3 protein-coding genes are annotated in these 3,090 nt (G+C 35.9%); all 3 read left to right on the top strand.

Annotated features, from left to right (window positions below; all coding sequences use genetic code 11):
• Positions 1-513: 513 nt before the first annotated feature.
• The 3 genes from IEX12_RS22905 (at position 514) to IEX12_RS22895 (ending at position 2,907) form a co-directional block, all read left to right on the top strand.
• Entirely contained in the window at positions 514-1,107 is a 594-nt protein-coding gene (locus IEX12_RS22905) for a GNAT family N-acetyltransferase (protein ID WP_235000413.1), read from the top strand.
• 190 nt (positions 1,108-1,297) lie between these two features.
• Complete coding sequence (locus tag IEX12_RS22900) at positions 1,298-1,765, top strand: immunoglobulin-like domain-containing protein (RefSeq protein WP_088051084.1); 468 nt, start codon at positions 1,298-1,300, stop codon at positions 1,763-1,765.
• A gap of 473 nt (positions 1,766-2,238) precedes the next feature.
• The gene (locus IEX12_RS22895; RefSeq protein ID WP_088051083.1) at positions 2,239-2,907 is read left to right on the top strand and encodes a TraR/DksA C4-type zinc finger protein; all 669 of its coding nucleotides are present in this window, start codon (positions 2,239-2,241) and stop codon (positions 2,905-2,907) included.
• The last annotated feature ends 183 nt before the right edge of the window (positions 2,908-3,090 follow it).

The raw sequence follows: 3,090 nt of genomic DNA, 5'->3' as shown, positions 1-3,090 counted from the left end.
CCGTGCAAAGCATACATTTTAATGATAGAGCGCCTTCTCTTTTTTGGCTATCAAAAAGTACCGCAATTACTACCGAGTATAATTTTACACATACGAAATAATGGATACTGAAACATTCCACTTAATTTATAATTTTGTTGCATTGGATAACTTTCATCAAGGTGAGTACGAAGGTAACATGTTTGTCATTAGAAAGGTAAATGTAAATCATATACAGTTGGAAGATGAAGTAGCAACAGAAAATACTTCCAAGCCAGCAGTATATACATATACAAAAGGGAAGTTTTTATGGCTTTTACAATCACGTAAGCCAAGTTTGTAAACTATCCTGTGCAAACGTTTGTGGAACAACACAAGCAGAGAAATGATCAAACTTTATTTAAATGCTAAATAAAGCCCCGGGATAGATGTTGAGTAACAAATATAGTTCTTTAATTACAAATAAAGTCGTTTAAGTTACAATAAAGTTGTTTAAAAACTTTGATTCGCTTATTCCATTAACGGGCCATTTAATTGAACAAAGAAAAGGGGATAAACATGCAGAGCACAGGACAATATGAGCCAATTAAATTCCTTGATGGCAAAAGGGTTTATTTAAGGCCAATGGAGAATGAGGATTTAGATTTTTTCTATACTAAAGCACTTTGGGATAAGGAAGGAAGAAGATTAACAGGAACCCAGACAGTATTTAATCGATCAGGGGTTCAAAATTGGTTTGAGAATATTTCATCAGATAATAGCAGGATTGACCTCTTCATATGTTTGCAAGAAAGTAATCAACCTATTGGGGATATTGCCATGTTGGATATCGACCATCAAAATCGAAATTCTGTTGTGCGGATATCAATATTCGATCATGAATTTTGGGGAAATGGATATGGTACTGAAGCAATGTCCTTGCTTTTAAAATATGGATTTGAAATATTAAATTTACATAGGATCGGGTTAGATGTCTACTCATTCAATAAAAGAGGCATTAAATCCTATGAAAAACTTGGCTTTAAACAAGAAGGAATAATCAGGGATGAACTTTTTTATGATGGGGAATATCACGACTCAATTATAATGGGTGTATTAAAGGGCGAATTTAACCAGATTGATAATTGAGGACAAATCTTCCGTTAATGGCCGCAAAAACGGAATAACGTGGCGCCCTATCATTTGCATGTGGCATTTTCTTGAATAAAATATTGTATAGTTGACAGAAATTTGGCATAATTATATGGAGACGACTGGTTGTGAAAAATCAGGGAGATGGTTTGGTGAACCAGTTCCTAACAAAGTCAAGGGGGATACTATGGATAAATTTGTGAAAATTAGTTTGTCTCTTGTCATAGTTCTCTTCTTGGCGTCCAGTTGCGGATTGGATGAACAAAAACAGAAGTTAAAAAAAGACTCGGAATATGGAGTATTGTCAAATGAGGTTCATGAACAGAACATGTATGTCAAGTTGTATCTGCCTCAATCAGAGTTTCCTGATTCGGTTGAAACAATCCCCTTTAAAGTTAAAAATCTGGGGTCCACAACGGTAACATTTGGGATGGAATACCTTGTGGAAAAATATATAAAGGGCAATTGGTATGTTATCCCCTATAAATCGAATGTCGGATTTATTATGATTGCCCAATTGTTGAAACCCGAAGAAATATACAAAGATCAAGTTCCAATGGATTTGTTGGATTATCGTTTGACCGAAGGAAGATATCGTATTGTCAAAAAAATTGACTCAAAGATACTGGGAGCTGAATTTCAAATTATCGATTGATATGGCTGTATATCGTGCCAATTACATATTACCGTACACCTAAAGTTTTTTTGGAAGTATTCAATAAAAGGGCGCGATTGTGGCATAAAGATTTGTTTTTTAAACGACTTTATTGTTACTTCCATAAGTTTATATTCAGTAATTGCACAAGAAGTTAAACAACTTTATTATCATTACACAATAGAGCTGTTTTTTAGTTCAAAATCGGCTGAAATGAGTGCGATTGGTGGTGCATTAAAAATCACAAAAAAATCACAGCAAGGATTAAAAACGATGAAAACAAGTAATGTTTTGATTTAAATTAATCAATAAATTCATGAGTATTATACCAAAATGAATCGAAATAATACATGTTAATCCTACCACATATTGACATGATTTGGGAAGGAAAATGAAGAATCAACTTGCCGCTTCTACACATAGTATAATTAGCAATCCATTTTGAACAAGGTTTTGACTGGAGGCTAATTGACATGATTACACAAGCGCAATTAAATAAATGTAAAACTGCCTTAATCGAACGGCAGAATGAGCTAATTAAACAGGTACAAGATCATTTTGGATTAAATTTTGAATTTGCTCAGGAATCGATTGGGGAGTTGTCGAACTATGATAATCATCCGGCAGATCATGGGACAGAACTTTTTGAACGGGGAAAAGATGTAGCCTTAAATGAACATGCAGAAGAGGAACTGGAAGAAATAAATGAAGCACTGCACGCGATTGAAGATGGTACGTACGGAATTTGCAGCAAATGTGGCAAGGATATCCCATTTGAACGCCTGGAAGCAATTCCGACAACCGACGTTTGCATTGACCATGCCGCGAATGACACATTCAAGCATAATCGTCCAATCGAAGAACAGGTTTTTAGTCCAAATATAAATCCAAACGATCCAGGTGATGAGGTGGAAACCGGATACGACGCTGAGGATGCTTGGCAGGATGTAAGCCGCTATGGTAACTCCGACACCCCATCGGACATTTATGATGATCAGGATCATTATGAGGATGTATTTCCGAACAGTGATGAAAACATCGGATCTGTTGAGGATGTGGAAGGATTTGTTTCAGCAGATATCGAAGGCAATTATGATGGCGTGACACCAAACCATAATAAATATGAAGATGAACTCGACTGATTTGCAAAACACAGGTACAGGGAGGAGGCTTGTGTTTTTTTTGTTTTCCATTACTCTATAGGCGGTTTTATGTAATAATTCACTTGTTTATCTTCCTTTGGCGAGAAGACCCCTTCCTCAAGGAATGTATAGGGTAAAACCAAATGAGTAGGTAGGGGATGAATCGCCTCTCCAAGGGAGACT

Origin of the sequence: Lentibacillus populi, assembly GCA_014642895.1 — a bacterium.
Lineage (GTDB): Bacteria > Bacillota > Bacilli > Bacillales > Amphibacillaceae > Lentibacillus_C > Lentibacillus_C populi.
This window is presented reverse-complemented; position numbering and strand designations above follow the sequence as displayed.

Bases quoted from the DNA above. Each gene is read 5' to 3' on its own strand.
- IEX12_RS22900 (WP_088051084.1), top strand. From the start codon at position 1,298: ATGGATAAATTTGTGAAAATTAGTTTGTCTCTTGTCATAGTTCTCTTC.
- IEX12_RS22895 (WP_088051083.1), top strand. From the start codon at position 2,239: ATGATTACACAAGCGCAATTAAATAAATGTAAAACTGCCTTAATCGAA.